13 protein-coding genes and 6 pseudogenes are annotated in these 21,007 nt (G+C 66.6%); 10 read left to right on the top strand and 9 right to left on the bottom strand.

All coding sequences use genetic code 11. The features are described 5' to 3' along the window. Positions 1 to 277 (top strand): annotated as a pseudogene (locus tag ACS5PM_RS31755) (beta-galactosidase); the annotation flags it as partial. A 13-nt stretch (positions 278 to 290) separates the two neighbouring features. On the opposite strand, the pseudogene ACS5PM_RS31760 reads toward ACS5PM_RS31755, so the two are convergent. From ACS5PM_RS31760 to ACS5PM_RS31770, 3 genes and pseudogenes are all read right to left on the bottom strand, one after another. Further along, a pseudogene (locus ACS5PM_RS31760) lies at positions 291 to 1,823 on the bottom strand (tryptophan halogenase family protein). Between the two features lie 4 nt (positions 1,824 to 1,827). Continuing rightward, positions 1,828 to 2,235, bottom strand: coding sequence for a PIN domain-containing protein (locus tag ACS5PM_RS31765; protein ID WP_439392129.1), 408 nt, complete (start codon positions 2,233 to 2,235; stop codon positions 1,828 to 1,830). 89 nt (positions 2,236 to 2,324) lie between these two features. Then, positions 2,325 to 2,576 carry a type II toxin-antitoxin system Phd/YefM family antitoxin gene (locus ACS5PM_RS31770; RefSeq protein WP_439392115.1) on the bottom strand — a complete coding sequence of 84 codons (252 nt, stop codon included), beginning with the start codon at positions 2,574 to 2,576 and terminating at the stop codon, positions 2,325 to 2,327. A 162-nt stretch (positions 2,577 to 2,738) separates the two neighbouring features. Here ACS5PM_RS31770 and ACS5PM_RS31775 point away from each other — a divergent pair, with 162 nt between their 5' ends. Further along, positions 2,739 to 4,103: a cation:proton antiporter gene (locus tag ACS5PM_RS31775; protein WP_439392116.1), complete on the top strand. Its 1,365-nt coding sequence runs from the start codon at positions 2,739 to 2,741 to the stop codon at positions 4,101 to 4,103. Positions 4,104 to 4,252: 149 nt separating this feature from the next. Here ACS5PM_RS31775 and ACS5PM_RS31780 read toward each other — a convergent pair whose 3' ends face one another. Continuing rightward, a complete protein-coding gene (locus ACS5PM_RS31780; RefSeq protein ID WP_439392117.1) occupies positions 4,253 to 7,243 on the bottom strand; it encodes a sensor histidine kinase in 2,991 nt (996 codons plus the stop codon). Between the two features lie 272 nt (positions 7,244 to 7,515). On the opposite strand from ACS5PM_RS31780, the gene ACS5PM_RS31785 reads away from it, so the two are divergent. From ACS5PM_RS31785 to ACS5PM_RS31805, 5 genes are all read left to right on the top strand, one after another. After that, positions 7,516 to 8,421, top strand: coding sequence for an MBL fold metallo-hydrolase (locus ACS5PM_RS31785; protein WP_439392118.1), 906 nt, complete (start codon positions 7,516 to 7,518; stop codon positions 8,419 to 8,421). Positions 8,422 to 8,439: 18 nt separating this feature from the next. After that, entirely contained in the window at positions 8,440 to 9,063 is a 624-nt protein-coding gene (locus ACS5PM_RS31790; RefSeq protein ID WP_439392119.1) for an FMN-dependent NADH-azoreductase, read from the top strand. 31 nt (positions 9,064 to 9,094) lie between these two features. Then, on the top strand, positions 9,095 to 9,373 hold the full coding sequence (locus ACS5PM_RS31795) for a YciI family protein (RefSeq protein ID WP_439392120.1): 279 nt from the start codon (positions 9,095 to 9,097) through the stop codon (positions 9,371 to 9,373). A 65-nt stretch (positions 9,374 to 9,438) separates the two neighbouring features. Next, positions 9,439 to 9,687, top strand: a complete 249-nt coding sequence (locus tag ACS5PM_RS31800; RefSeq protein WP_439392122.1) for a hypothetical protein — start codon at positions 9,439 to 9,441, stop codon at positions 9,685 to 9,687. Further along, complete coding sequence (locus tag ACS5PM_RS31805) at positions 9,687 to 10,583, top strand: LysR substrate-binding domain-containing protein (RefSeq protein ID WP_439392124.1); 897 nt, start codon at positions 9,687 to 9,689, stop codon at positions 10,581 to 10,583. Before ACS5PM_RS31800 ends, ACS5PM_RS31805 begins: the two co-directional genes overlap by 1 nt. Before the next feature lie 186 nt (positions 10,584 to 10,769). On the opposite strand, the pseudogene ltrA reads toward ACS5PM_RS31805, so the two are convergent. Both ltrA and ACS5PM_RS31815 read right to left on the bottom strand, forming a co-directional pair. Continuing rightward, positions 10,770 to 12,147, bottom strand: a pseudogene (ltrA, locus tag ACS5PM_RS31810) (group II intron reverse transcriptase/maturase); the annotation flags it as partial. A gap of 622 nt (positions 12,148 to 12,769) precedes the next feature. Then, the gene (locus ACS5PM_RS31815) at positions 12,770 to 14,965 is read right to left on the bottom strand and encodes a winged helix-turn-helix domain-containing protein (protein WP_439392125.1); all 2,196 of its coding nucleotides are present in this window, start codon (positions 14,963 to 14,965) and stop codon (positions 12,770 to 12,772) included. Between the two features lie 236 nt (positions 14,966 to 15,201). Between ACS5PM_RS31815 and ACS5PM_RS31820 the strand changes: the two genes are divergently transcribed. After that, positions 15,202 to 16,323, top strand: a complete 1,122-nt coding sequence (locus ACS5PM_RS31820) for an ABC transporter substrate-binding protein (protein WP_439392126.1) — start codon at positions 15,202 to 15,204, stop codon at positions 16,321 to 16,323. Positions 16,324 to 16,518: 195 nt separating this feature from the next. Next, the gene (locus ACS5PM_RS31825) at positions 16,519 to 18,252 is read left to right on the top strand and encodes an RICIN domain-containing protein (RefSeq protein ID WP_439392127.1); all 1,734 of its coding nucleotides are present in this window, start codon (positions 16,519 to 16,521) and stop codon (positions 18,250 to 18,252) included. Between the two features lie 126 nt (positions 18,253 to 18,378). On the opposite strand, the pseudogene fusA reads toward ACS5PM_RS31825, so the two are convergent. The 3 genes and pseudogenes from fusA to ACS5PM_RS31840 form a co-directional block, all read right to left on the bottom strand. After that, positions 18,379 to 18,871: pseudogene (gene fusA / locus ACS5PM_RS31830) on the bottom strand (elongation factor G); the annotation flags it as partial. Positions 18,872 to 18,915: 44 nt separating this feature from the next. After that, positions 18,916 to 19,179, bottom strand: a pseudogene (gene tnpB, locus ACS5PM_RS31835) (IS66 family insertion sequence element accessory protein TnpB); the annotation flags it as partial. Next, positions 19,176 to 19,328, bottom strand: coding sequence for a hypothetical protein (locus ACS5PM_RS31840; protein WP_439392128.1), 153 nt, complete (start codon positions 19,326 to 19,328; stop codon positions 19,176 to 19,178). The pseudogene tnpB and the gene ACS5PM_RS31840, both read right to left, overlap by 4 nt. 115 nt (positions 19,329 to 19,443) lie before the next feature. Here ACS5PM_RS31840 and ACS5PM_RS31845 point away from each other — a divergent pair. Beyond that, positions 19,444 to 20,384: pseudogene (locus ACS5PM_RS31845) on the top strand (IS5 family transposase); the annotation flags it as partial. Positions 20,385 to 21,007 lie beyond the last annotated feature (623 nt).

The following is a 21,007-nucleotide window of genomic DNA, read 5'->3' on the forward strand; positions in this document are numbered from 1 at the left end:
CCGCGCGATCTACGTCGCCACCCCGGCGCAGCCGGAGATCATGCGGCCGCTGCTGCGCCAGCTCTACGCCGGCCTCGGCATCCAGCCCGGCCCCAAGACGCCGGACGGCGTGTTCGCGCGTGCTGTCGACGGCCGCGTGCTCTACGTCAACACCACCTGGGCACCCGTGGACGTGCCCATCGCCGGCGCGATGAAAGGCGTGCTCGGCGGCCAGCGTTGGGACGGCACGTTGCGCCTGGAGCCGCTCGGCGCGGAACTGGTGGAACGCCAGGACTGAGACGCCCAGGCCTTCAGCGGCCTGCGTTGATCCGCTCGATCAGCGCCCGGTGGCTGGGGAGGTCGGCCACGGCGCGGTCGGCGAAGCGCTGGATCTTGGCGAACAGCTTGTCGGCATCCGCCACCAGCGGGAAGTCGTCGCGGGCCGCGCCAAGGTCCGTCGAAAAGCCCATGCCGTACAGGATGTACTGGTAGTTGAAGAACGCGAAGGTCTCGGTGTCTAGCATGAAGTCGAAGCGCCCCGGCGGCCTGATGCGCCATTGCTCGAGCAGCTCCGCGAGGCCCTCCGGGACGGAGACCGGCGCGGCGTTGTCACGCCAGAACGGCTCCTCGCGCTGGCTCAGGCAGTAGTGCAGCTTCAGGAAGTTGATGATGTTCTCGAAGCGAGCCGCCATCAGCTCATTGAAGCGGCGCGCGGGTGCTTCCATGGGGCCGCTGTGCGGCAGCATGTCGACAATCATGCCGATCGCCGCCTCGATGAGGACGAGGCCGGTGGATTCCAGCGGCTCCAGGAAGCCGGCCGACAGGCCCACCGCGACGCAGTTCTTGACCCACTGCTGTTCGCGGTAGCCGGGCGTGAAGGGGATGCTGCGGATCGGCGCGTCCGCATGGCCCGGACCGCAGTAGGTGCGCAGGATCTCGGCGGCGCGGTCGTCGCTCAGGTGGCTGCTGGAGTAGACGCAGCCGATGCCGCGCGCGCCGTTGAGACCGATCTCCCACAGCCAGCCGGCCTCGTGCGCGGTGGCGATGGTACAGCTTTCCATCGGCGCATCGGCGTCAGCGACGGCCAGCTTGCAAGCCAGCGCGCGGTCGGCAAAGAGCTGGTGCCGCACGGACTTGAAGCTGCTGCCCAGCGCGCGCCCGATCAGCTCGGCGCGAAAGCCCGTGCAGTCGATGTAGAGGTCGGCCTCGAAGCGTCCGTGCTCGGCAGTGTCGAGATGCGCGATGGAACCCGTGGCGCCCAGCGACACATCGGTCACCGTGCCTTCGACGTGGCGCACGCCCAGCTGGCGCGCGTGCTCGGCCAGCAGCTTGGCGAGCTTCGCCGCATCGAAGTGGTAGGCTTAGTTCAGCGGCGCGGCATACGGCGCCTCGCCCGCCCGCTTGGGCGCACGCTGGGCCTCGGCCACGCGCACCTGCAGCGTCATGGCGTGAGCAAACGGTGGGCGCACGGCCGCGTCCTGTAGCAGCCAGTAGGGCACGAGGTTGAGGTCCTCGGCGTAGAACGGCGCCTCGAAGGGATGGAAGAACTGCTGGTGCTCGCCGTTGACGGGCGTGCGCGCCCAGTCCCTGAAGCGGATGCCCTGCTTGAGCGTGGCGGCGGTCTCGCGGATGAAGCGCGCCTCGTCGATGCCAAGGAACTGCAGCGTCGTGCGGATGGTGGGGAAGGTGCCCTCGCCGACGCCGACGCTGCTGATGTCGGGCGACTCCAGCACCGTCACCTCGAGATGGCGGCGCTCGGTCAGCTTCAGGGCCTTGGCCAGGTAGGCGGCCGTCAGCCAGCCTGCCGTGCCGCCGCCGACGATCAGGATGCGTCGCTTGGGCATCAGCCTAGGCTCTCACGTAGAGATTCTTCAGCCACTGGTGGCCGTTCTGGGCGCCGTGGCTCCAGTCCTCGTCCTCCTCGCCGGGCTGGGCAATGTAGCCGGACGGGTTGAGTAGCTTCACGCGGCCGGCACGAAAGGCCGAGACGCGGTAGGTCACCAAGGTGAGGCCGTGTTCGAGCGCCGTCGCGGCCAGCAGGCCGTCGCGCGTGTTGGCATAGGGCAGCTGTGCGCGGCGGCGCACGACGGCCGCGTCCACCGGCAGCACGCAGCCTTCGAAGGCGAGCATGACGCGGTTGTCGATCCAGTCGCGCACGACCGGGCCGGCGGCGCGGTCCTTGCGGCCCAGCCGCGCGGCGGCGTTCTCGATCTCCAGCAGGCTCAAAGCCGAAATGAAGAGCTTCTGCCGCGCGATGCCGGCGGCCCAGGCGGCGAGGCCTGGGTCGGACTGGCCGGCCTAGGCCTTGCGCAGTTCGAGGACGATGCCGGTGTCGAGAAGGAACGTCAGTCGAGACTCTCGCGATGGTCCCAGGCGCCCTCGCGTGACGCGTCGGCCGCATCCAGCGCAACGGCCTCGGGCATGGCCAGCAGGTCCAGGATGCTCTCGCCATCGCCCGTCAGGCGGCGGTACTCGGCAATGCTCATCAACACGTGGGTCGGCTGGCCACGGTCGGTGATGAGCACGGGCTCGACCTGCGCCGCGCGCTTGGCGTAGCTGACGTCCCGGTTGAACTCGCGGCTGGTGAGGAGCTTCATCAGGGTCGCGAATGTACCTACGTACCTTCATGACCGCAATTGGGATGTAGGTACATAGCTTCAGGGCTGCGCTTCCGGATGGACAACAGGACGCCCGCTGGCACAGTGCGCCGCGGCAGTTTCGCTTCAAGTGCGCCAGTACAAATCCAGATAGGCAGACCCATGGAATTCGACCTTCTTGCCACCCTGGGCGACGTGTTCGCCAAGCACGGCCCCGCCGCGGCGGCAGTCGCCAAGACTTACTCCCCCACCGACTTCAGCGTGCATTTCTTCCTGCAGCTCGCCGTGATCATCACGGCCAGTCTTGCTGTCGGCTGGGCCGGCCGCAAGTTCCTGGGCCAGCCCCAGGTGGTGGGCGAAATGATCGCGGGCGTCATCCTCGGCCCGTCGCTGTTCGGCCTGTTCATGCCCGAGGTCCAGGCCGCCATCTTCCCGAAGGAGATGAAGAACGTCCTGTACTCCGGCGCCCAGCTCGGCGTGGGCCTGTACATGTTCCTGGTCGGCACCACGCTGCGGCTGGACCACTTCGCCACCAAGGCCAAGAGCGCCATCGGCGTATCGGCGTCAGGCATCGCGGCGCCGTTCTTCATCGCCTTCCTGATCACGCCCATCCTGCTGACCATCCCGGGGCTGTTCGCGGAAGGCATCTCCACGGCCAATGCGACGCTCTTCATGGGCGCCTGCATCGCGCTGACTGCCTTCCCGATGCTGGCCCGCATCATCAACGAGCAGGGCCTGGCCAACACCACGCTCGGCACGCTGACGCTGACAGCCGGCGCCTTCGATGACGCGGCCTCCTGGTGCGTGCTGGCCCTGGTGCTGTCGGCCTTCGGCGCGGGCTCCGGCGTCGCCATCCTGGCCATCGGCGGCGGCATCCTCTGGGCCGGCTTCGTCATGCTGTTCGGCCGCAAGCTGCTGGCGCCGCTGGGACACATGGTCGAGCGCGACGGCCACATGAGCAACACGGTGCTGGGCATCACACTGATGGCTTTCTGCGTGTCGGCCTTCGTCATGGACGCCGTCGGCATCCACTCCATCTTCGGCGGCTTCATCCTCGGCGTCGCCATGCCGCGTGGCCTGTTCGTGACCGAGCTGAAGAAGAAGGTCGAGGCGATCACGGGGCTGCTGCTGCTGCCCATGTTCTTCACCTACTCCGGCCTGAACACGCGCCTGGACATGATCAATTCGGTCCAGTTGCTCCTGATTGCCGGCGGCGTGCTGGTGGCCTCGGTGCTGGCCAAGTTCGGCGCCTGCTACCTGGCCGCGCGCATGTCCGGCGAAGACAACCGCACCGCTTTAGGCATCGGCGCGCTGATGAACTCCCGCGGCCTGATGGAACTCATCATCATCAACATCGGCCTGCAGAAGGGCATCATCGGCCCGGCCCTGTTGTCGATGCTGGTGCTGATGGCGGTGGTGACGACCATGATGGCCACACCGCTGTTCGAACTTTTCTACGGCCGCAAGGCGCGTGAGTCGGGCGAGTTGGAGCCATCCCCGGCACGCCGGCCAGCAACCCCGGCCTGAGGACGCACCACGCCCCCCCAGCCGCCGACGCGAACGAGCTCGCTTCCGCAGGGCTGTGGGCGTCCCAGGGCTGGGGCTGTTCGGCCTGGCCCCTTCGCGGGACTTCATGAGGGCACAAGGACAAGGCTCGCCGATCTCGTTCGGACAAGTCATGTCACAGAGCGAAATGGCTTGGCGTATGTCCGCGATGCTGGGGCAGTGATCTCTACTTCCGTCCCGTCCTCGCCGCTTCGAACGACCAGCCTCGCGCCGACGATTTCGGCGCGTTCGCGCATCCCGCTCAGCCCGAAGTGGCCTTGCTTGCCACTGCGCAGCACCTCCGGGCTCATCCCCTTGCCGTCGTCTCGCACCAGCACGCGCAATTGCCTCGGCTCGTAGCGGATCTCGAGCTCGACGCCCTGCGCATCGGCGTGGCGCAAGGCATTGCGCAATGCCTCGGCGGCGATGCGAGAGATCTCCTCGCGCATGTGCGGATGCACTTCCTGGGGATCTCCGTGCACCACGACGGATGCCGAGGCCATGCTGCCCACCTCCTTGACGATCTCGTCGGCGAGCCTGCGCAAGTCGTCCCCGAGGTCGTTCGTCTCCAGCGCCGCGCTCCGCAGCCCTTGTACGGTGGCGCGGCCCTCGGCGATCGCTTCCGCTGCGCGATCGATGGCGTTCGCCAGCACCTGCCTGGCTTCACGTGGGCGATCGGGCTGGAGGTTGAACACAGCCTGCAATTGCAGCAGCAGCCCGTGGAAGTGCTGCAGCAAGGTGTCGTGCAGGTCGCGCGCTATGCGCGTGCGTTCGGCCACACGCCCCTCCAGCGTCGCCTCGAACTCGCGGTGCAGCCTCCGGATGCGCATCCGTAGCCGGACATGGAAGGCGAGCCAACCCAGGCCGACGAGCAGCGCCACGCCGGCCACGCGGAACCAGAGCGTCTGATAGAAGGCCGGCCGGATCGAGAACTCGAACTGCGCGCCCTCGTCGTTCCACACGCCGCTGTTGTTGGCCGCCTTCACGCGAAAGCGGTAGTGGCCGGGCGGCAGGTTGGTGTAGCTGGCCTGCCGGCGGTCGACGGCCTCCTGCCAATCGGTGTCGTGCCCCTCGAGCTGATAGCGAAAGCGAGTGCTGCGCGGATCGGCGAAGGTCAGAGCCGCGAACTCGATGGCGATGTCGCGCACCAGCGGCGGCAGTTCCAGGCGACCCGCAACCGCATAGGACTGGTGATCGGCGACCAGGGACTCGATCTGCACAGGCGGAGGAACCGGGTTGGAAGACATGTGGTCCGGATTTATCACCTGCACGTCGGCGCCCGACACGAACCAGAGCTTTCCATCCGAGCCCTTGGCCCAGGGAGGGTTGTGAAACGCCGGCGCCGCGATGAGCAGCGGAACGCCGTCCGCGCCGCCCCACAGCGTCGGCGACACTCGATGGCGAGGGTCGGCGATCCAAGCCGTCAGGTCGTCACGCGCGACGCGCACCAAACCGCAGGCCGCGTACATCCAGAGTGAGCCCCGATCGTCCAATGCCGACCAGTGGACCGTGCCGCAGGGCAGGCCGTTGGCCACTGTCAGGGTCGTGGCGCGGCCCTCCTTGATCCGGGTCAGGCCACCTCCTCCGGTCGTCGCCCACAGTGCACCTTCGGCATCGATCCGCAGGCTGCTGACATAGCCCTCTCCCACGCCTTCTGCGGCGGTGTAAGTGGCCTGGACCTTGCCGTCCTTGAAATAGGACACCCCGGGGTGCTCCCAGAACGACAGCCACAATCCTCCTCTGTCGGCGATGATGACCTGCGCCTGTTGCCGGCGCCCGAACGCGGACCACGGGACATTCCCTGCGAACCGCCCTCGGTCCAAATGCGCCAGGCCCTTGTTCCCCGACAACCAGAGGTTGCCCGCAGCATCGCCGGTGATGGAGTAGATCTCGCTGCTGGGGCCTGCGTCCACCGCGACGAAGCGCCCGTCCGCGAAGTAGGCCAGGCCGCCAGCCGTGCTGACCCAAAGGCGCCCCTCGGCATCCTGGTAGAGGGACTGCACATGCGAATCGGGCAGCCCCTCGCGCTCCTTGAACACGGAGGACCTGCCGTCCTTCCATCTCGCCAGTCCACCGTCCGTGGCCACCCAGACGCTTCCGTCGGTGGTGGCCAGCACGGACTTGGTGACCTCGTTGGGCAGGCCTTGCTGTGTTGACAGCGTGGTGACGGGCAGCTTGCGGAATCGATCGATCCCCTTGTCGCTGCCAAACCATATGTTGCCCTCGTGATCCTCGAACAGACTGCACGCGATGTTGCCGGACAAGCCCTGCACCCGACTGAAGGTGTCCGCCAGGCCGTCCTTCACGTGAATCAACCCGAGGCCTTCGGTCCCTATCCACAGACCTCCGTCGCGGTCGCGAAGGAGCTTATTGGATTTGACGCTGCCGTCAGCGACCCATTGGTCTGGGGAAGCAGCGGGTCTGAACCGATAGGGCGCGAGCCGGTCACCTGAAATCTGTCTGAGCCCACTGCCCCAGAGGGAGACCAAGACCTGTCCGTCGACGGTGGTGCTCAAGTCACCCACGCGCATGCCGGAGGTGGCGAACCGCTGGGGGTGGCCCGGAGACCATCGCCAGACGCCCGAGTCGGAACCGACCCACAGATTCCCGTCTCCATCCTCGGCCAGGCTCCAGACGCGTGCGCCGAAGCCACCCTCCGCCTGGAAGCACTCCACGAGTCCCGCACGAACGGAGCACAGGCGCCCGGATTCGGCGATGGCGCCGAGCCAGATGGTTCCGTCGCGGGTCTCGAGCAAGGAGGTCACGAATGATCCGAGCAACTGCGGATAACGGACGAACTCGCGCCCGTTCCAGCTTGCCAGACCATAGAACGTGCCAATCCACAGCGTGCCGTCACGCGACACCAGCAAGCTGTAGGGTCCGCTGGTCAGAGACTGCCCGTCCGGAGGCCTCCACGGCACGAATCGGAGGCCGTCAAAGCGGAAAAGGCCGTAGGACCCGGCGATCCACAGGTACCCGTCGGGCGTCTGCGCCATCGCGAAGACCAGGCCCAGCGAGGCACCCTCCCGGATGGTCCAGGACGTGTGCGCGTACTGGGCGATCTGCAGGGGTAGCTCCATCGCGAGCAGCTGAGACGGCATGTTCGTGAGCGCGGCAGCCATTAGCAGGCTCGACACGAACCGACCCGGGCGGCGGTCTGCCAATCGACTCACGGGCATTCCCTTGCGATTCGAAGTACGCCCCAGCTTAGCGCGAAACGCCATGCCCGAACAGCTTGAGTCTTGTCCAACGAACGGGTGATGCGCAGACCCTCGCGGACCGATGCCGGCCCTGCGCGTCAGACCTGAAGGGTCTCAACTCCGGCTGAAACGGTCTTGGACGTCTCGGTCCCAGCAAGAGATGCTGAAGGCCTCATCCACCTGCCAGCATGTTCATGAAGAAACTCTTCTCCTGCGTCGTTCTTGCCTGTGCATCGGGCCTGATCGCACTGGTCCAACCGACCCCTGCCGCCGCGCAATCGGACCCCCGCCCGCACGCCGAGGCGCGCGTGGTGCTCTCGACGCCCGAGCTGACGGTCCACACCCTGATGGCACCGGCCGCGGTGTTTTCCGTCACCAGCCATGTCCTCGAGTTCAAGAACCAGCTGTTCGTCGTCGATGGCCAGTTCTTCTCGCCCTACGCCGCGGACCTGAAGGCCTATGTCGACAAGCTGGGCAAGCCCGTGACCCGCTTCTACATCTCGCACGAGCATCCTGATCACTACCTCGGCATGGGCGAGGCCTTCCCCGACGTGACGATCTACGCGCTGCCGCAGGTTCGCCACCACATCGAAGAGGACGGACCGAAGCAGATCGCGCGCTGGACGGCGAGGCTGGGCCCGAACATGGTCGCGCAGCGGCTGGCGCTGCCGAGTCGGGACGCGAAGCCTGGGCGCGAAGTGGTGGACGGCGTGAACGTGGAGTTGGCCGCGGTCGCCGACAACGAGTCGCCCGAGGCGCTGGTGATAAAGCTGCCCGACCAGGGCGTCTACATCGCGCAGGACCTGCTCTACAACGGCGTGCACCTCTGGGCGGCCGGGCCGACCGATGGCTGGCGCACGGCGCTGAAGGGCCTGCTGGGCGAAACGCGCTACCGCACCTTCCTGGCGGGCCACGGCCCTGCCGGCGACCGCCGCACGATCGAGCAGGACCTCGCCTACCTCGACACGGTCGACCGCATCCGGCAGTCGGCTGCCGGTGCGGCCGACTACAAGGCGCAGCTGTTGCGCGCCTTCCCGAACCACGCCGGTGCGGCGCTGGTCGACATCTATCTCCCGCTGGTCTATCCGGCGCCCCAGTGAACCCAGCAGGAGCACGCCATGCACATCCTCCACATCGATTCGAGCATCCTGTCCGCCGGCTCGGCGTCACGCACCCTCACAGCCCAGGTCGTCGCTGACCTTCGCCGACTGACTCCCGACGCGACCGTCGTCTATCGAGATCTCATCGACCACCCGGTCGCACACCTGGACGGTCCCATCGCCGCCGGCTTCAGGCCGATCGGCGGGGGTGAGGCGAACCCGGCAGTCCAGGCCGAACACCTGCGCTCGGACGCGCTGGTGTCGGAGTTCCTCGCCGCGGAGGTCGTCGTCATCGGGGCACCGATGTACAACTTCTCGGTGGCGAGTCAGCTCAAGGCCTGGATCGATCGCATCGTCCAGCCCGGCCGCACCTTCCGCTACACCGCCACCGGCCCGCAAGGCCTCGCGGGCGACAAGGGGGTCATCGTGGTCTCGACGCGCGGCGGCCAGTACTCGGCCGGCCCGGCCGCGGAGATGGACCACCAGGAGGCGTACCTGAAGGCCGTGCTCGGGTTCATCGGCATCAGCGACGTGCGATTCGTGCGGGCGGAGAACCTGTCGCGCGGCGACGAGGCCCGCTCGCGCTCGATGGACCAGGCCAGCGCCAGCGTCAACGACGTGACATCGGCCGTGTCCGCGTGACCACCCACCTTGCCGCCCTCTGGAGATCAACATGCTGTTTTTCGTGACGCTCACCTATGTCCGCCCCGCCGAAGAGGTGGCCGAGCACCTCGGCACCCACAAGGACTGGCTCGACCAGCAGATCAGTGCGGGCCGCATCGTCGTGGCCGGGCCGCTGGAAGACCGCAGCGGGGGCGCGCTGCTCGCCGACTGCGCCGATCGCGGTGCCCTTGACGCCATGCTGGCGCAGGACTCGTTCCAGGTCCATCGCCTCGTGCAGACGCGTGTCCAGGTATTCCAGGCGGCACTGCACAGCCCCTCGTGGCATTGAGTGCGCGGCGCGCGGCGCTTGCTGCCGTGGTTCAATCGGCATCGATGTTGTTGCCGGAACGCTCGATGGCCACCCTGAGTGAGATTGCCGAACTGATGCGTGAGGGCCACTGGAAGGAGGCGCACGACCCGGTTCAGCGCGACGACTCGGCGCTGGCCGCTTGGCTCCACGGGCTGCTGCACGTGCAAGAGGGCGACCTGGAGGATGCGGAGTACTGGTACGACCGTGCCGGCCGCCACTTCCGCAGCCGCGGCAGCCTCGCGCAGGAGATCGAGAGCTTCCAGGCCGCGCTGGCGGCGCAGACGGGCGGTTGATGATCGAACTGCGCCAGCTGCGCTACTTCATCGCCGTGGCCGAGGACGAGAACGTCGGCCGCGCGGCGGAGCGCCTGCACATTTCGCAGTCGCCACTGAGCCGGCAGATCCGCCAGCTCGAGGACCAGCTCGGCGTTCTGCTGTTCGAGCGCAGCAAGCAGCGCATCCGGCTCACACCCGAGGGACGCGACCTGCTGGGCGAAGCGCGCGCGCTGATGGCCAACGCGCAGCGCTTCGAAGCCTTCGGGCGACGTCTCGGCAGTGGCGCGGCCGGGCGGCTGGCCATCGGTTACGTCGAAGGGGCGATGCATGCGAACGTCGTCACGCCGGCACTGCGACGGTTCCGTCGCGCGCACCCGTCGGTGGCACTGTCGCTGCAGGGACTCGGAACGACGGTCCAGTTCGAGCACCTGCTACAGCGCACGCTGGACCTCGGATTCACCTATCGTGCGCCGGATCCGGAGTCGGGCCTGTGTGCCGTCCAGGTCTTCGACGAGCCCCTCGTGCTCGCGATGCCGGCGGACGATCCGCTGCGGAAGTCACGGTCCGTCAAGCCTCTGCAGCTTGACCACCGCCCCTGGATCTCGGTCGTTCGCCAACCGGTCGACACCATCCGTCCAGCGCTGGTCGCGGCGTGCCAGCGAGCCGGCTTCACGCCGGACATCGCCTACGAGACATCGGATCCACTGTCGTCACTGCAACTGGTGAGCGCCGGGCTGGGCCTGGCCGTCGTGCAGTCCAGCCTGCGGGTCGGGGCGCCGAAGGACGTGGCCTTCCGCGAGCTGCCGTGGCTGGACCTGCGCGTGAGCGTGCACCTGGCATGGCGCCGCGACGACGAGCGGCCACTGGTGTCGGCGCTCCGCAAAGTGGCCCTCTCACCGCGGCCCGGGCGCTGACGGCCCGGCGCCGCGAGGCCTGGGCGAAGCGGCACAGGCCCCGCCCGGCGGCCTGGGCGTGCGGCACAAGGCAGCGAGCGATTCACGGGAGTCCAATCGGGATAGGGGCCGATCATCGCTGACCGGACCCCTCCCACACCACCCGGCATGCGGGTCCGCACCGGGCGGTTCGAGAAGTTGAGGGCAGGAGAATCGCGGGACTCCCAGGCGGTGAAAGTAGGCGATCGGCATCAGCATGTTCAGGCCCATGCGGCTGTTGCGCCACCAGCACCGGGCGTTGCCGGCGATGCGTGCGGCCAGGTCCACGCTCGCACCGAGCTTGCGCAACTCACGGAACATCGTCGTCCCGCGCCGCCACTGCTTGAGCTGTGCCGCTCGCAGCCGGTGCCGCAGCCACTCGTCCATCGCGCGCATGACCTTCGGGGTCTGCGCCACCCGGAAGTACGCCTTCCAGCCCGGCACGTAGCCCCGCAAGTCCTCGGCAATCTGTTCGAGGCTGCGGCCGCCGGTACGCCGGGTCAGCTGCCGGATGCGCTCGCGCAGCTGGCGCATGGCCTGATCGGCCACCGCCCTCTTGACCTCCCCTCGCGGGGCGGCCCACAAGCAGTAGCCCAGGAACTTGCGTCCCCATACCGTGGCCACCGCCGTCTTCGACTCATTGACCTTCAGCGCCAGCCTCGCGTAGCAGCCGCGCAGCGCTTGCAGCACGCGCTCGCCTGCCTTGTGGCTCCTGACGTAGACGTTGCAGTCGTCGGCGTAGCGCACGAACCTGTGTCCGCGCCGCTCCAACTCCCGATCCACTTCGTCGAGCAGCACGTTGGCCAGCAGCGGGCTCAGCGGCCCGCCTTGCGGCGTGCCCTCGAACCGTTCACTGTGCACCCCGTGCGCCAAGATGCCCGCTTGCAGGTAGCGGCGAATCAGCCGCAGCACCCGCTTGTCTGCGATCCGCTTGGCCAGCCGGTCCATCAAGATGTCGTGATTGACGCGGTCGAAGAACTTCTCCAAGTCCACATCCACCACCACCCTGTAGCCGGCCTGCACGTACTGCTGCGCCTCCACCACCGCCCCGTGCGCGCTTCGCCCCGGCCGGAAGCCGTGGCTGTGCTCGCTGAACGTCGGGTCGATGAGCGGCTGCAGCACTTGCAACAGCGCTTGCTGGATCAGCCTGTCCACCACAGTCGGTATCCCCAGCTCGCGCACCCCGCCACCCGACTTCGGTATGCCTGCGCGGCGCACCGGATCAGGCCGGTAGCTGCCGTTGAGCAACCCAGCTCGGATGCCGGGCCATGCTTGCTTGAGATATTCGCCCGTGTCTTGCACCGTGCGTGCGTCGACGCCAGCACTTCCCTTGTTGGCCTTCACGCGCTTCCACGCGCGGGCCATGTTCTCTCTGGCCAGCGCCTGCCCCAGCAGGTCAATGGCCCCGCAGTCCGTTTGTGCATGCCGCGCCAGTGGCTTCATCGCTCACGGCTTCAGGCGCGGCTTCACCGCGCCCCGCCACCGTGCGCCCCGCTCCACCTTCCGGTTTCGCGGGCTTCTGATGCCTTGCCTCGCCAAGCAACATGTCTCGTGACTGTCCTTCTCGTTCGGCCCTTCGCCGGGCGACCCCGGCTACTACGACCTCTGCTGACTTCTCGCTCCCGGTCATCCCGGTCGGCCTTTCAGCCACGAGGCGAGATCTCCCCAGGTAAGAAACGCGATCCTTCACCGCACAACCGCCGCATTTACGTCGCCTGGCCCTTGGCCACGAGAGCTTTGCAGTTACTTGCCTGCTCGCCCTGGCCGGCGCCGCCTCGGATGCGGTTCGTGTACCTCGGCTCACGGTTTACGCTCCACGCTTCCTCCCCACGCTCGGTCACCCTCACGCCGTTGCGCTTCGCTTGCCTCGCTGTGGCCAGCTCGGCCGGGGACTTGCACCCCGAAGATCGCGCCCATGCTGGGCGCACAAGCAAAGAGGGCCCTGTGGAACCCTCTTGGACATCTTTTGGAGCGGGTGAAGGGAATCGCACTCTCCCAGCAAAGGCCCGATCTGCTTGGTTGGTGCGACACCTCCTCCTCAGGATGCTCGCCGGGAAATCCTTGCGATACGAGGTCGGCGAACTGACACCGCCGCTTGCACCGTCGCTCTTCGCGTTCCCGCCCACGGCCCCCTGGATAGCCAGCCACAGGCCCCGGGACCAGAGCGGCTACGAACGGCTGGGCAGGCAGCGCGACGCCACTGAGGCGGCCTCGGCCAGCAAGTGCTCGCACGCCGCGCCGCCCTCGGCCTGCAACAGCCGGGCATGCAGCATCCTGCCCAGGGGATGCTCCTCCAGCCAGGAGCCGAGGTCGCGCACCAGGCGCCGGGCGGCGGTCAGCCGGCCGGCGTCGAGTTGCAGCCAGGCAGCATCCATGCAGGCCATCGCGCGCCAGTGGCTCTGCGGCGCTTCGTCCGCGACCTTCGACAGCAGCGCCAGGGCCGCCTCGCGCTGGCCTGAAGCGTGCAGTGAGAAGGCCTGCCCGTGCTGCAGCGCGGCCGTCACCCTGGGGTAGCCGGTGATGTCGGGACGTTGAAGCGACTCCTCCAGCAGCTGATGCGCCTCATTCAGTGACCCGCACTGGATGAGCGAGACGACAAGCCACGGCAGCGCCACGTACTCTGCGTGCGAGGCGTGCCGCCGGGCCCGACCCACCGCCTCTCGCCAATGGCTCGCGGCTTCGTCATGGCGGCATTCGGCCGCGGCGTGGTGGCCGCGCGCCATCCACAGGCCCGGTAGACTGGCCGCGACACGGTATTCCACGCAGTCCAGCGAAGCCACGATCTGCGCCGCGCCCTCCGGGAACCTGGACTCCCGGTACATCCAGCACAAGGAGCAGGCCATCCTGGCAATGATGGTCGGCTCCGCGAGTGCCAGGCCGGCCGCCAGCGCCTCCTTGCCATGCTCTATCGCCGAGCTCAGCATGCCGAGTTCGCCGCAGACGACTGCCAGGCTTACGGTGGCCTCCGCATGATCCCCGGCGAGGTTGAGTCCGGCGCTCAGTTGCCGCGCGGCCCAGGAGACGTGCAGGGATTGCGCCAGATGACCGCTGCGCCAGCTCATCATCGAAAGGTTCGACAGCCAATTGATGCGCAGGCACTGGTTCGCGCTGTCCGCCCATGAGCGGCGCATGACCTCCATCAGCTGCCGCACCCGGTCGAGCTCGCCGTGATGCATGGCCAGCTGGAACCGGTACTGCATGGCCATCGGCGTCCACTCCCAGGGGCCATGCTCCTGCGACAGGCACAGGGCCTCGTCGAGATGCCGCTGTGCCGGATCCTGCATCCGGCGCAGGGCGTGGCAGCGTCCGAGCATGTGGTGCGTGAAGGCCATCCCCTCGGGCTGGCCAGCCGTCTCGGCCCCGTGCAGCAGCTCATGACCCAACGGGATGGCCGATTCATCGCCAATCGTGGCCAGGCAGGTGAACAACTCCCGCTGGATGAGCGCGCTGCCGGGGTCGGTGTCGAGTACCACGTGCAACAAGTGACTCGCCTGCTTCCACTTCTGTTCGCCAGCCGCCTGCATGGCCCGCGCGAAGCTCTCGCCACTGAGGGAGTCCATGGTGTGAACGGCGATCGGAGGGCCCTGCCCGGCCGGGGTCCAGGCTCGGCCGACCTCACCGGCCAGCTCGTCCGCCAGCGTGACGAGATCGGCCCCCCGCAAGCTGCCCTGATCTGCGCTGGCGAGCTCCGAACCATGCGAATAGTCGAGGCGGAACCCCTGCGGATCCCGCCGGACTTGCACATGAAGCAACAGATCGACTCCCAGCAGGCGGCGGATGGCCTCGGCCCGCTTCGTCGCGTCCGCAGGCCCGGGGATCGCAGCCAGCGCCTTTTGCAGGGATGCCAAGGGCACGAGGCTGACTCGCGACGCCTGCTCGAGCCCGTGGGCGGTCAACGACGAAAGGCCGAACTCGACCCAGTCCAGGCCGGCTTCGCCGGTGAGGTTTTCGAAGGGCAGGACCGCAAGCAGCGGCGCCTTGGCGGGTCTGCGGGACGCCGGCGGGATGGGATCCGCAGCCGTAAGCTCTCCCGTCGACCCGTTGGATGATAGGCAGACCGTGACCTCCACCTCGCCCGTGAAGCGCAGGCCCACGCCATGGACGGTACGCACCGGCGAGCCCTCGACCGCATCGTCGCCGATCGCCCTGCGGATGAGCGAGACCGCCCGCGAGATGACCCCCTGCGACACATGCTTGTGCTGCCAGACGGCATCGAGCAGCTCGTCCTTCGGAACCACCCGCTCGCGGTTCCGGAGCAGGTACACCAGGGCATCGAAGGGCCGGGGCTCGAGCGACCGCTCCTCGCCTTCGAATACCACCTGGCGCTTGGCGGCATTCACTTCGCACCGGCCGAATCGGAACACCTCGCCCATCATCTCGTTTCGATACCCGCTGAACGAGAACTGCTCACGCAGCCTCGCAGGCTTCTCGTCTCGTCATGAATTCTTAGTATTTCAATCAAGATTCCGTCCAGGCTGTTCACTACATTGCGGGCTTCGCGGTACCCGTCGGCGCCGAGTCCACGCATGGCCTTCGCACAAGCGATGGTTGCGGCCTGTTCAACGGCCACTTTGCTCCCCGTACCGAACTGATCCTCACCATGCGTTCCTTCGTTTCGCAAGCGCTCGCCTGCCTGCTGCCTTTTCTCGCGTTCACCGCCCATGGCCAGGAAGCCATCGTGATCGGCCAATCCGCACCTTTCAGCGGCCCGTCGGCACAGCTGGCGACGGAGTTCAATCTCGGCGCGAGAACATATTTCCAGATGGTCAATGAAGGCGGCGGCATTCACGGACGCCGCATCGAGCTGAAAGCGCTGGATGATGCCTACGATTCGAGCGTGACGGTGAGGAATACGACGCAGCTTGTCGAGAAAGATCACGTCCTTGCCCTGTTCGGCTACGTGGGAACCTCCACCACGCTCGCGGCGCTGCCGATCGCCACCGCCGCCCAGGTGCCGTTCATTGCTCCAGTTAGTGGCGCCGAGGCGCTGCGCAGCCCGTTCAACCGCATGGTGTTCAACCTGCGCGCCAGCTATCTCGACGAAGCCCAGTACATCGTCGACCAGCTCGCCGTGAGCGGCCTCAAGAGCATCGCCGTCCTTTACCAGAACGATGCCTATGGCAAGGCTGGCCTGGAGGCCCTCGCGACGGCCCAGAAGAAGCGCGGCGAGACCCAGCTGGTGGGCTCGGCCACGGTGGAGCGCCACAGCACCGACGTGGCCGCCCAGGCGAAGACCCTGCTGGCCAGCCACGCCCAGGCCGTCGTGCTGATCAGCTCCTACAGCTCGAGCGCTGCGCTCATCAAAGAGATGAAGAAGAGCGGCTATTCGGGGCAGTTCGTCAGCGTATCCTTCGGCGGCGGCAAGGCGCTGGCCGACGAACTGGGCAGCCAGGGCACCGGGGTGATGATCTCCGAGGTGACGCCCTTCGCCTGGGGCGAGAGCCTGCAGATCCAGCGCGAGTACACCAAGGCCCTGCGCAAGGCCAACGTCCCGGCCGCGAGCTTCGGATCCATGGAAGGATTCCTCGCGGCGAAGGTGCTCGTCGAAGGCCTGCAACGGGCCGGACGCGACCTAACCCGCGCCCGGCTCGTCGCCGCGCTGGAATCCATGGGCAACTGGGATGCGGGCGGCGTGAGGATCTCCTTCAGCCCGGACAACCACAATGGCTCCCACTTCGTCGAGATGACGATGATCGGGCCGGCCGGCCGGTTCGTGCACTGAGACGGCCCCCAAGGCGAGCTCCTGCATCGGCGCCTCGGGCGGGCGTCGATGCGCATGCTCCTCATGCCGCAACCGGACGATGGTCACAAACCCCTCGAAAATCGCTCAGGACACGGCGCCCGCACTCCCATAACCTGTCCTCGGGAATCAGCGGAGTTCCGCTCTCCTCGTCACTGTTATCGGAGATAAGCATCCATGGACTTCAAGAATCATTCCTTGTACCGACAGGGAATCAACGCGCGATCGAGAACCGCACTCGCGGCTGCCGGCATACTCGTTTCACTCGGCGCCCAAGCGGCCAACTGCACGGATACACCCCAGGCCGGCCGGGCCTACTACATCGTCAATGAAGGCAGCAGCCTCGTGCTTGACGTCGCAAGCGGGTCCACCGACAACTTGGCGAAGGTCATTCAGTGGCCCTCCACGGGCCAGGCCAACCAGCAGTGGCTCGCCGCGAAGGTCGGCAATGCATTCACCTTCAAGGCGATGCACAGCAACAAGGCGCTCGACCTGCTGAACGCCAGCCACGACGTCAGCGCCCCCGTGGGCCAGTACGACTACACCGGGAACGCCAATCAGCAGTGGCTGGTCGCCCGTCCCGACGGCGGTTCCTACACCATCACCTCGGTGGAATCGAAGAAACAGCTGGCGATGGCGAACAAGACGGCCGGCAGCGTGCTGTACCAACGCTCGACGGACACGCCGTCGCCGCTGAAGCGCTGGTACTTCAACCCGGTGGACGGCCGATGCGGCACATCCTCGCCGCTGGCGTTCATGGGGCACACCAAGGTGATGATCGGCACCAATGGGGACGGCGAACCGGTGAGCACCCCGGCCGACCCCAACAACAGGAAGCTTCCCGCTCCGTTCGAGGTGTATTACCAGTACCTGAACGGCATGCCCCCGCTGGACAAGAATTCGACCTGCTACGACAGCGACAACTCCAGAGGGGGTTGCGGGCCTTGCTTGTACAAGGAGCACGTCGTCAAGTCGACCTGGAGCTTGTGCTGGCAGGAGCTCTACCAGCCTCCCGGTGGCTTCGTGACGAACACCACAAGCTTCGCGGGCAAGGAGGTGACGTGGAACGGCCAGCCCTACCCGCAGATCATGTTCTGGGACTGGTACCAGATCCTGGAGATGTCGCAATCTGAAGGCAGCGACGAGATACTGACCCTGAACGACCCGGTCGCCATGAGCCGGTTCTTCGATTCTTTCCGCTTCTTCCTTAGGAAGCTCGGCACGACGAAGGCGATGATCCATGTCGAACCGGATCTCTGGGGCTTCGTGCGCAGTGTCAATTCAGACCCGACCAAGCTTCCTGCCCAGGTCGCTACGGTGAACCCGACCGACTGCCCGAACCAGCCAAACACCGTGGCCGGCGTCTCGCGCTGCGTGATCGCAATGGTCCACAGTTACGACAAGAACGCCACCGTGGGCCTGCACGCGTCCTCTTGGAACTACACGCAACCGGACGATGCGAAGCGCATAGCCGAATTCTTGCGCGCGCTCGGCGCCGAGGCGAGCGATTTCATCGTCGTCGACCCCACGGACCGCGATGCAGGCGTCAAGCAAAAGGAAGGGCTCGACACGTGGTGGGTCAAGCCGACGGACTCGGCGATCGAGGTCGGCACCCGGGCGCGCGACTTCATGGCCTGGAGCAAGTCGGTTTCCGAGTCGCTAGGCAAGAAGCCGATCGTCATGTGGCAGCTGCCGCTGGGCAACAGCCGTGGGACGAACACCGAGCAGCACTACCAGGACGGCCGCATCGACTGGCTCTTCGCGCACATGGACCTGGTGGCCGACTCTCACGTCGTGGCACTGCTGTTCGGCCCCGGCGATTGGCAGTCGACGAGCGCCCATACCGACGGGGACAACCTGTTCAACAAGACCAAGGACTACTACGCGAAGGGTGGCGTGTCGATAAGGTAAGGCTGAATTGAGGACGAGGGCCGTGCGCAGCGTTGCCGCGCACGGCCTTTTTCAGCATTGGATCTGCACGAGGAGAATGCCACCGATGGGTCGCGGGCACCATGCCGCCCGCGGCCGAATCTCCTGTCAGCCGGCCATGGCCTCCGCCATGACGGCGTGCGGCACCGTGTCGTAGTGGTCGAACTTCATCGTGAACTGCGCACGTCCCGAGGACAGGGTACGCAGGCGGCCGATGTAGCCGAACATCTCTTTCAACGGCACCTTGGAATCGATGACCACCGCATTGCCGCGCAGGCCTGTCCGCGAATGAGCCGCGTCGGCGGTGCAGATCGCCGATGCAGTCGCCCAGGTACTCGGCAGGGGTGACCACATCGACGGCCATCACGGGCTCGAGCAGCGGCGGACCGGCCTGGCTGAAGGCCTCTCTCGCTGCGGCCGCCGAAGCCAGCTCGAAGGCGAGAGACGACGAGTCGCGTTCGTGGAAGCTGCCGTCCCCCAGGGTGGCCTGGAAGTCCACGGCGCGGCGTACGCCCTGCTCCACTGCCGGGATGAACTCTCGCGGGATGGCGCCGCCCACGACCTGGAGGTCGAAGCGAATGCCATCGCCGCGGGCCAGCGGCACGTAAGCGTGGCCTCGAGGCCACGCTTACCCAGCGCATCGAGCTGCGTGCGCGTCAGGCTCTGCATGCTCGCGCTGTCCAGCGGCCACACGAACTTGCCGGCGTTGAGCCGCCTAGCTGCGAGCCACACGCCGATGCCGTCGTGCACGAGGACCTTCATGCGGTCGGCGCGCCGGTTGGCGAACAGGTAGACATGATGCGGATGCACGGCACCGAAGATGCCGACCACGCGGGCCAATGCGGCTTCGGTCCCGAGTCGCATGTCCAGCGGTTGCACGGCCAGCCAGACCGCATCGACGCGGATCAACCCAGGACCTCGCGCAGCCAGGCGGCACAGCGAGCATCCAGCGGCAGCTCGGCTTGCACGGTGGTGCTGCCGCGGCGGATCTCCACCGAGATGGTGTCCGGGGCTTGCACCGACGCCGGCGGCAGCGCGGGCTGCACATCTTGCGGCATGGGCAGCTGCACGAATGTCGGCACCACCGCAGCAGTGTCCTTGTGCGCACTGCTAAGGAAGGTCTGCAAAGCCTCTGGTCAGTCCGACTGTTGGCCGACGTGATGTTGAGCGACGATGCGCGACATGGATCAGACCCGACTCGACTTTGACCCGCTGCACAAGAGGACCCGCAAAGAGGTCTTCCTCGACGAGATGAACCAGGTGGTTCCGTGGGGCGAGTTGGTGGCGTTGATCCAGCCGCATGCGCGCGGCGCGCATCAGGCGCTGGGTGGGCGTCCGCCGTTTCCGATCGAGACGATGCTGCGCATCCACTGTCTGCAGCTGTGGTGGAACCTGAGTGATCCGGCGATGGAAGAGGAGCTGCACGAGCGGCCTCTGTACCGCCGCTTTGCAGGTCTGGAAGGCGCGGTGCGCATGCCCGACGAGACCACCATCTTGCGTTTCCGGCACCTGCTGGAGAAGCATGAGCTGACCCCGAAGATTCTGGCTGTCATCAACGCCGGTTTGGCCCGGCAAGGGCTGATGCTCAAGACTGGAACGATCGTGGATGCCAGCATCATCGCGGCGCCCAGCTCGACCAAGAACAACGATGGTGAGCGCGATCCCGAAATGCACCAGACCAAGAAGGGCAACCAGTGGCAATTCGGCATGAAGGCGCACATTGGCGTCGATGCCGAATCGGGCCTGGTGCACACCGTTGTCGGCACGGCCGCCAACGTCAATGACGTGACCCAAGCCGACAAACTGCTGCACGGGCAGGAGACGGACGTACTGGCGGATGCGGGTTACCAGGGCGTGGACAAGCGCAATCCGAATCTGAAAGTGAACTGGCACGTGGCCATGCGACCGGGCAAGCGCAAGGCACTGGATCTGAGCAGCGCACTGGCGCGCGACATCGATCGCGTCGAGCAGATCAAGGCCTGCATCCGCGCAAGGTCGAGCATCCGTTCCGGGTCGTCAAGCAGCAGTTTGGCTATGCCAAGGTGCGCTACCGCGGACTGGCCAAGAACACAGCGCGGCTGACCATGCTGTTCGCGCTGAGCAATCTGTGGATTGGTGCGACGGCAAATGCTGGGGGCGCAGGGATGAGTGCGCCCGCGGTGCGCCAATGGGCGCGCGATGAGGCCCCAAACGGGCTGCTGATCGCCGCTGAAGCATCAAATCCCGGTCGCTTTCGCGCATCGTTGAGCGTCAAGCCCGCTCGGAGCGCCATGGGGCATCCGGAGCTGGGTTTTGCAGACCTTCCCTAAACGACGCGCGGGCTTTCCAAACCAAACTGGAGGGCTTCGCCGCCGTTGATGGAGGCCCGGTCACGAAGGGGAAAATCCGTGGGCGCTAGTGGCTTCCCAACCGGTAACATCCGCGCGCAGATGGAGAGGGGCGCCAAAAACGGGCATGAGCTCGGGCGTCAGGAATATGAGCACTTCCCCAAAGGACGGCCGACGTACCCGCGCGAACCGCTTCGTGGTGAAGGGCGGCGTTTTGCCGCCCTCGGCTCAAATCCTGCATTTCGGGCCCGCACAGTGGGAGGAATTCATTGAGGCAGCGGTTCGCCTTGCAGTGGTCCAATCCGTCCGGACACCTCGATAGGGAGCTCAATCCCGAGAGGTCCCGACTGAGATGACAAAGACAAGACGTACGTTTGACGCGGCGTTCAAGCTGCAAGTGGTGCGCATGG

Source organism: Ideonella flava, assembly GCF_051857595.1.
In the GTDB taxonomy this organism is placed as follows: Bacteria; Pseudomonadota; Gammaproteobacteria; order Burkholderiales; family Burkholderiaceae_C; genus Ideonella.

What these genes read in the sequence shown, in the direction of transcription:
- ACS5PM_RS31780 (WP_439392117.1), bottom strand. Translation starts at nt 7,243, where the DNA reads ATGGCTGCCGCGCTCACGAACATGCCGTCTCAGCTGCTCGCGATGGAG.
- ACS5PM_RS31795 (WP_439392120.1), top strand. Translation starts at nt 9,095, where the DNA reads ATGCTGTTTTTCGTGACGCTCACCTATGTCCGCCCCGCCGAAGAGGTG.
- ACS5PM_RS31800 (WP_439392122.1), top strand. Translation starts at nt 9,439, where the DNA reads ATGGCCACCCTGAGTGAGATTGCCGAACTGATGCGTGAGGGCCACTGG.
- ACS5PM_RS31775 (WP_439392116.1), top strand. Translation starts at nt 2,739, where the DNA reads ATGGAATTCGACCTTCTTGCCACCCTGGGCGACGTGTTCGCCAAGCAC.
- ACS5PM_RS31805 (WP_439392124.1), top strand. Translation starts at nt 9,687, where the DNA reads ATGATCGAACTGCGCCAGCTGCGCTACTTCATCGCCGTGGCCGAGGAC.
- ACS5PM_RS31785 (WP_439392118.1), top strand. Translation starts at nt 7,516, where the DNA reads ATGAAGAAACTCTTCTCCTGCGTCGTTCTTGCCTGTGCATCGGGCCTG.
- ACS5PM_RS31820 (WP_439392126.1), top strand. Translation starts at nt 15,202, where the DNA reads ATGCGTTCCTTCGTTTCGCAAGCGCTCGCCTGCCTGCTGCCTTTTCTC.
- ACS5PM_RS31770 (WP_439392115.1), bottom strand. Translation starts at nt 2,576, where the DNA reads ATGAAGCTCCTCACCAGCCGCGAGTTCAACCGGGACGTCAGCTACGCC.
- ACS5PM_RS31840 (WP_439392128.1), bottom strand. Translation starts at nt 19,328, where the DNA reads ATGCCGCAAGATGTGCAGCCCGCGCTGCCGCCGGCGTCGGTGCAAGCC.
- ACS5PM_RS31790 (WP_439392119.1), top strand. Translation starts at nt 8,440, where the DNA reads ATGCACATCCTCCACATCGATTCGAGCATCCTGTCCGCCGGCTCGGCG.
- ACS5PM_RS31825 (WP_439392127.1), top strand. Translation starts at nt 16,519, where the DNA reads ATGGACTTCAAGAATCATTCCTTGTACCGACAGGGAATCAACGCGCGA.